The organism is Microcella sp., from assembly GCF_033763155.1.
Lineage (GTDB): Bacteria > Actinomycetota > Actinomycetes > Actinomycetales > Microbacteriaceae > Microcella.
Map to the genome: position 1 here is coordinate 1 of NZ_JANRKZ010000033.1, position 7,095 is coordinate 7,095.

Genomic DNA, 7,095 nt, shown 5'->3' on the forward strand with positions numbered 1-7,095 from the left:
CCCGTCTCGGCGAGGAAAGCAACGTGGCCCAGCACGAGCGCATTCTCTGTGCCCCAGATTTGCACCGTCATCGACTGCTCGGGCAGGTCACTCAAGGCAAAGGCGACGGGAGCGAGGGCCGCGCCCAGGGCGTCGTCTTTGACGGGCGCGGAGACCACATCGAGATCAGCCTCGTCGTAGGTCGTCACGAGCAAGGTGTATTGCCCCGGAACGAGATCGACGATGAGTTCTGAAAACAATTGCGAAATGAAGGTGCCGCTCGAGTCGTAGGCTTCGTACCTGTCGAAGAAGTTCGCTGCGTCACTGTCGTCGTTGCAGACGATCTGGTTGGCGTCAGGGTTCGCCGGATCAAACGAGCTGTAGAGCACGAGATACGGGTCGATGACGGGCACGACATCGCCCCAGGGGTTGCCGGTGTAGAACGTCCACTCGTCTCGATAGAACTCGCCACCCTGAAGGGGGGAGATTCCTGCGACTCGAAATGTCGTCACGCCGTCGTCGAGAACGGTGAAGTCGATCGTCTGGTAGATGTGGCGCCCCTCGACGTCGCAGTCGTCGCCGGTCGACGTGTCGAAGGTCGCTGTTGACCCTCCTCCCGCCGGAAACACGGCGCTCTCGGTGAAGAGCAACGAGCCCTGCGGGTCAGCGATTTCTTGACCGGCCAGATAGTCGACGATCAAGGTCTCTGTACCCTGGAGAAACGTCATGCGCGTGTTCGGGTCGACGAGGAAGCGATCACTGCCGCCTACACCATCGAGAAGAGATTCGTAGCCCGGCAGGAAGGTGGCATCAATGTCGAGATCTGCCGAGATTCCATCGACCTGGTCGACATCACAGTCGAAAGAAATGTCGAGACTTCCACCGGGAACCCAGACCAGCTCCAGAGGGAGATCGGCGAACACGACATCGAGGTCGGCACAGGCGATATCGATCACATAGTTCGGGTGCGGCGACTCGACCGTGATTCCGGGAAACACCTCAGCGGGGTACGTAAGCACGTCGGCGGCGGTCGCTGCAGACGCAGCCCCAAAAGTTGTTGCCGCAATGAGGGTTGCCGCAGCGATCACGCTCGTGCTGTGACGACGAGAAACCATGGATGCGGGCCTTTCGGGTCGGCCGAAAACTGTTCCTGAGAGCCTACCGGCAAAGAGGACGCCGACGGCGGGCGACCACCAACCGCACGCCACGGAGCGCGCGAACGAGGGGTTCGGGATGCCCTTCCCGAGCATCCCGAACCCCTCGCCTTTGTCGCCTCGCGCTAGTCGCCCTTCACGTTCACGAGCTGCCGCAGCGTGTGCTTGATCGTGACCAGGTCGGCCGCATCGGCCATGACCTCGTCGATCGGCTTGTACGCGTGCGGAATCTCGTCGATGAAGGCGTCGGTGTCGCGGAACTCAATGCCCACCATGGCCTCGCGCAACTGGTCTTGCGTGAAGGTCTGCCGAGCCTTCGACCGCGAGTAGAGCCTGCCGGCTCCGTGCGGCGACGACTCGAGCGCCATGGCGTTGCCCTTGCCCTCGACGACGTACGACGCGGTGCCCATCGAGCCCGGAATCAACCCGAGCTCTCCGGCCTTCGCCGAGATCGCGCCCTTTCGAGAGACCCACACCTCCTTGCCGAAGTGGGTCTCTTTCTGGGTGAAGTTGTGGTGGCAGTTGATCCGCTCGAGTTGAGCGACATCGCCGCCCACCCACTCGGTGAACTGCCGCACGACCCGGTCCATCATCTCCTCCCGGTTGAGCAGCGCGTAGTGCTGCGCCCACCGAAGCTCGGCGATGTACCGGCTGAACTCCGGGGTGCCCTCGACGAGGTACGCGAGGTCAGCATCCGGCAATGAAATGAACCACTGCGCGGCGAGCTTCTTCGCGATGTCGATGTAGGTCTGGGCGATCTTGTTGCCCACGCCCCGGCTGCCCGAGTGCAAGAACAGCCACACCCGGTCGAGCTCGTCGGCCGACACCTCAATGAAGTGGTTGCCGCTGCCGAGCGTGCCGAGCTGCTCGCGCCACCGCCCGGCCCGCTGCGCCGGGTCGAACCCGGCCCGCTCGGCCATCGCCTCAAGCTCGGCCACTCGCGGCTCGGCCGTTGCGACGATGCGGTTGTTCGCCGCACCCGCGCTCAGAGGGATGGCCCGCTCGATGGCAAGCCGCAACGGGGTGCGGTCATCCGGCAACTGGTCGACGGTCTTGTCGGTCAGCACCGCGATCATTCCGCATCCGATGTCAACCCCAACGGCCGCCGGCATGACTGCCCGCAGCGTCGGAATGACCGAGCCGACCGTCGCGCCCAACCCCAAGTGGGCGTCGGGCATGAGGGCCAGGTGCGGGTAGATAAACGGCATGGTCGCGGTCGTGCGCGCCTGCTCGAGCGTCTTCTCGTCGAGGATGCTCGCCCAGCTGGCGAGAGTCTTCGAGTACTTCTGCATGATCCTTTCGATTCTCTTTGGTGTTCGTTGATGTCGATGGTCGGCGAACGGATGCTCAACCGACCGGCCCCGAAGAGTCGCGCTCTGCTCCCCCGCGGTGGGAGCCGTGTTGATGGGCAACACAAAAGAACGACGCCCCGGGCCTCATGGCTCGGAGCGCCGCTGGATGCGACGGACCGCGCCTACGTGAGGGTGGGAAGGAAGCGCTCGAGGCGCCAGACGAGCTGTTCGCGCTGTTGTTCGCGAATCGGCGAATAGGCCTTATTCATGCTCGTGCTCCTTCCGTGGGCGGTGTTCGTTGCACCTGCTGAGTGCAGGCGCTCGTGATTCTGCGCCTGCCGAGTGCAGGCGCGAGTCACGACACTAGCTCATGCATCCCGGGCGTGTCGCGCTTGAGGCGATCACGGTTCGGTTACGAGAAGTCGACCAACTCGATGCGAACGCGCGCCACATCACCGGGCGAGATGCTCTCGGCCACGCGCACGAATACCGACCACGACCCCGTGAGTAGGCGAAGACGCTTGCGGTACCGCGCCGTTTCTACGCTCGGGCTGCGCGACGTCGGGTATACCCGATGGCGAGAGTTCCCGCCAGCAGACTCATCAGCGCTGCACCAGCCAATGAATCACGAACAAGTTCGTGTGAGCCCGTTTCGGCGAGAGCCGTACCTTCAAGAACAAGTCCGCCGGCGACACCCCAAAACTCGAGGGTTGCGGACTGCTCGGGCAGCGCGCTCAAGGGGTAAACAGCCGGAGAAAGGCTGACCTCGCCCGACGTGGGGAGCGACGACTCTGACTTTGCCGGCGCGAGAACGGGGATAACTGCGTCTACTTCATCGTAGGTCGTGAGCATCAGTGTGTAGTTGCCTGGCTCCAGGTCAGCGATGAGTTCGGAGTACACGTCGTTGATGAAGTTGTCCGACTGATCACGAGCCTCGGCTTCATTGGCATCGATCACATACTCGATGTCGTCGTTGCACGCGACCTGATTCAGATTTGGGTTGTCGACGTCAAAATCGCTGTACAAGACCAGGTAAGGATCGGAGATGGGAACGTATTCACCCCACGGATTCGGGTCGTATGTCCACCAATAAGCCTCGTCGCCGTCGCTGAGAAATTCACCAGACTGCAACGGCGTCACGCCGACAATGCGAAACGTGAACTCGCCACTTTCCACCACCGTGAAATTGATCAGGCCATAGACGCGTTCACCAGATGGACTGCAATCTAAGTCAGCTCCGTCACCGAAGTCGACCACTTGAGTTCCGCCTTCGGGGATTGAGACCGACTCCGTGTCGATCCTCACCCCTGTGGGGTTATCGATCTGAACTGTGGCGGAGTAGTTGATGACGAATCGCTCGCCAAACGAAGCACCACCAAAGGTAAAGATAAATTGCGTGTTCGGGTTGACAGTAAAGCGCTCGTCAAAATCGCCCAACGACCCCAAGCTTGTGTAGCCAGACGGGAATTCGCTCACATTGAGACCCGCATCGATCGGCGAAGAAAGCACGTCGACAGATTCACACGTGAAGTTCACCTGCATCGAACCACCGGGTACCCACACCACGTCTACGGATTGGTATCCATCCTCGGAGCCGTCGTAAACCCACTCTGAGCAGTCAACATCGAGCACGTAGTCGGGAAACGGCGCGGCGATCGTTAGGCCGGGTTCGAAATCGAGAGGGTACGTTGCGACCTCAGCGGCTGTGGCCATCGAAGCAACGCCCAACGACGAGGACGCGACGATCGCGATCGTGGCAACGGTAAGTGAATGACGGTAACGCGTCAAGGGACATGCCTTTCAATGGCCAAACAGCAAAAGCACTTCATAACCTAGCAGTCCGCTGAATGATTGCCGGGCTGATCGGCGCGGCTCGAACCGCCGAGCAGGGCGAGCAGCGCATCGACCGTGCGCAGGTTGCGCGCCGTGCCGACGACGCCGAGCGCGCGCAGTAGGCGGGCAAGGTCGAGCTCAGCGCGGCCCGCGCCGTGGGCGTAGCGCACGTGCAGGTCGGAGCCAACGAGGGCCCACTCGTCGTCTCCACTCGGCACGTCGGCCGCGGCCGTGGGGTCGGCGGGCGCTGCGGTGAGCGGCACGAGGTACGAGTGGCTGGGGTCGACGATCGAGAACGGATGCGCATCCCGAGCCGCCCGTAACGCCGCGGCATCACGCACGATGACCTCGCGGCGAAACCCGAAGCGGGCCTCGACCTCGGTCTCGAGCTGCGCGGCGAACGCGAGCGGGTCACCCGGCGCCACGGCGATCAGGTTGCCCGAAGCGATGTAGGTGCGCACCTCGGTGGCTCCGAGCTCGGTGGCCAGCGCGCGCAACTCGCCCATCGGCAGCTTCGCGGTGCCTGCCACGTTCACGGCACGGAAAAGAAACGCGTGCTTCACGAGAAGTCGACCAACTCGATGCGCACGCGCACGTCGTCACCGGGCACGATGCTTTCAGCCACGCGCACGGCCTTCTTGATCGGCAGCACGTAGGCCTGCTGTTTCGAGTCGGGAAACAGGCTCGTCGCCCACTCGCTGCCGCCGATGCGCACGCGCACCCGCACGCTGCCGAACCCGTTCGTGAGCCCGTGCGTACGCACGTCGATCTCGTCGCTGATGTCGACCGGCACCGTCACGAAAAACCACGCCGCCTTGGCGGGCCACTCCCAGAGCGCGGCCGTGAACGCGTAGGCCGTGTGGTCTGCTCGGGATGCTGGCACGCGGTCATTCTGCCGCACCGGTCAGACCGGCTCTAGTGCTCGAGCGACACCGCGAACGCCGGGGGCTAGGGTTTCTCCCATGACCCCGGCGTCGGTAGCGGTAGCCCCATGACAGCGGCGGTGCTCCCCTAATGCGCGCCGTCGTGCAAAAGGGATACGGCGGCGCCGAGTCGCTCGAGATTCGCGAGGTTGCGCGCCCCGCCGTCGGCCCCGAGCAGGTCGGGGTGCGCGTTCACGCGACGGGCGTCAACGACTCTGACTGGTCGCTGCTGAGCGGCAAGCCCTACTTTGTGCGGCTATTCAGCAAGCCCCGCGGGCGCATCCTCGGCCACGACGTGGCCGGCGAGGTCGTCGAGGTCGGCGCTGATGTCACCGAGTTTCGCGTGGGCGACCGGGTGTTCGGCGACATTTCTGAGGCGGGCTACGGCGGTTTCGCCGAGTATGTGAGCGTGGCGCACGCGGCGCTCACGAGCATCCCCGACTCGGTGTCGTATGTGGATGCCGCGGCCCTCCCCCACGCGGGCAACCTCGCCATGCAAGCACTGGTCACCGTCGCCGCAATCGAGCCCGGGCAGAGCCTGTTGGTCAATGGCGCCGGCGGTGGCGTCGGGCCGTTGATCGCGCAACTCGCCGCGCACTACGGCGTGCACGACGCGGTCGGCGTTGACGATGCCACGAAGCAGAGCTTCATGCGCGAGGTGGGCTTCGCGCGCACCCTCGACTACCGGCAGGTCGACTTCACCCGCACGGGCGAACAGTTTGATGTGATCGTCGACACGCGACTCACGCGCTCGCCGTTTCGCCTGCCGCGCAGCCTGCGACCGGGCGGTACCTACGTAACGGTCGGCGCCACCACGGCGCGCCTGTTGGGGCTCGCCCTCTGGGGTCGCCTCATCAGCAGGGCCACCGGAAAGCGCATCAGGATGCTCTGGCTCAAGCCCAACGAGAGCACCGAGGCCGTGGCCGCCCTCGCCGGGTCGAGCGTGCTGAAGCCCCGCATTGACCAGGTTTTTCCGCTGGCGGAAACCGGCGCGGCGCTCGCCCGTTTCGGGGCGGCCACGCACCGCGGCAAGATCGTCGTGGCCGTGGTGGATTCGGCGTAGAAGATTGGCGCCGAGCCTATCGACCGACCAACGCTCGAAGCTTTGTGGTTGTGTTCAGTCGCCAGGTGACGGGCCGCCCACACCGAGCACGCCCCGCGCCCGGTCGGCAATCGAGTCGAGCTCTACCTCGCCGGCAAACCGAAGGCGCTGCGACTCGCGGTGTACTTCACTGGCCGTGAACTGAAGCACGGTCTTGCGTGATGCTGAGTCGTCGAGCGGCGCGATCAAGAGCGCAAGCCGCGCTCGCGCCGGCAATCGGTATTCCGGGCGCTCGGTCACGGTGCCCACCGCGACATCGAGCACTCGCGCGGCGGGAAACTCGAAAAGTGTTTGAGGCGAGCGCGCGAATGTCCAGAACGTCATGCCGCCAGGCGCGATGGTGACCAAGAACTCGAGAGGCACGCGCCGGCTTGGTCCTCCATACTCGAGCGCTTGAGCAAGCGAAGCCCGAAAGTCCCCATCACGCACCCCGATGAGTGTGATCGTGGATGGCTCCTGAGCTAACGCAAAGCGGCGCGCACTCGCTTGACGCTTGCGAACGTAGGCGATGGTGATGCCCAGAACGAGCAAGAAAGGCAGAATAATCGCCAAGACAACAAGGGTCACCTCCACGAAGACTCCGTGGCGTCTGTTCGGGATGCTGGCACGCGGTCATTCTGCCGCAGACGGGTGACGCACTGGCTCCCCAATCGCAGGAAGTGCCCCCGCTCAGGGGGTGCCGCTGCAGGCCAGTGCCCACCAGAATGGAGCGAGGCTCGGTTTCTTCGCGAGCCAGCACCGGGGGGATGCGTGAGCGAGGCAGGCAGGTCGGCGGGCGTCGAGGCCGCGCGCCTCATCGCGCTCGCGAACGC

At 64.1% G+C, this 7,095-nt stretch carries 7 protein-coding genes; 1 reads left to right on the top strand and 6 read right to left on the bottom strand.

Features of this window, described 5'->3' with window-relative positions; translation table 11 throughout:
- From SFU54_RS01325 to SFU54_RS01345, 5 genes are all read right to left on the bottom strand, one after another.
- On the bottom strand, positions 1 to 1,094 hold a 1,094-nt coding region (locus tag SFU54_RS01325), incomplete at its 3' end, for a hypothetical protein (protein ID WP_319014512.1).
- A 164-nt stretch (positions 1,095 to 1,258) separates the two neighbouring features.
- Entirely contained in the window at positions 1,259 to 2,425 is a 1,167-nt protein-coding gene (locus SFU54_RS01330) for an RtcB family protein (RefSeq protein ID WP_319014513.1), read from the bottom strand.
- A 540-nt stretch (positions 2,426 to 2,965) separates the two neighbouring features.
- Entirely contained in the window at positions 2,966 to 4,213 is a 1,248-nt protein-coding gene (locus tag SFU54_RS01335) for a hypothetical protein (RefSeq protein ID WP_319014514.1), read from the bottom strand.
- Positions 4,214 to 4,257: 44 nt separating this feature from the next.
- Positions 4,258 to 4,821 (bottom strand): DUF1697 domain-containing protein, encoded by a 564-nt coding sequence (locus SFU54_RS01340; protein WP_319014515.1) that lies wholly within the window; start codon positions 4,819 to 4,821, stop codon positions 4,258 to 4,260.
- On the bottom strand, positions 4,818 to 5,141 hold the full coding sequence (locus SFU54_RS01345) for a DUF1905 domain-containing protein (protein ID WP_319014516.1): 324 nt from the start codon (positions 5,139 to 5,141) through the stop codon (positions 4,818 to 4,820). Before SFU54_RS01345 ends, SFU54_RS01340 begins: the two co-directional genes overlap by 4 nt.
- A gap of 131 nt (positions 5,142 to 5,272) precedes the next feature.
- On the opposite strand from SFU54_RS01345, the gene SFU54_RS01350 reads away from it, so the two are divergent.
- On the top strand, positions 5,273 to 6,244 hold the full coding sequence (locus SFU54_RS01350) for an NAD(P)-dependent alcohol dehydrogenase (protein WP_319014517.1): 972 nt from the start codon (positions 5,273 to 5,275) through the stop codon (positions 6,242 to 6,244).
- 54 nt (positions 6,245 to 6,298) lie between these two features.
- Here SFU54_RS01350 and SFU54_RS01355 read toward each other — a convergent pair whose 3' ends face one another.
- Positions 6,299 to 6,856, bottom strand: coding sequence for a hypothetical protein (locus tag SFU54_RS01355; RefSeq protein ID WP_319014518.1), 558 nt, complete (start codon positions 6,854 to 6,856; stop codon positions 6,299 to 6,301).
- Between the last annotated feature and the right edge of the window lie 239 nt (positions 6,857 to 7,095).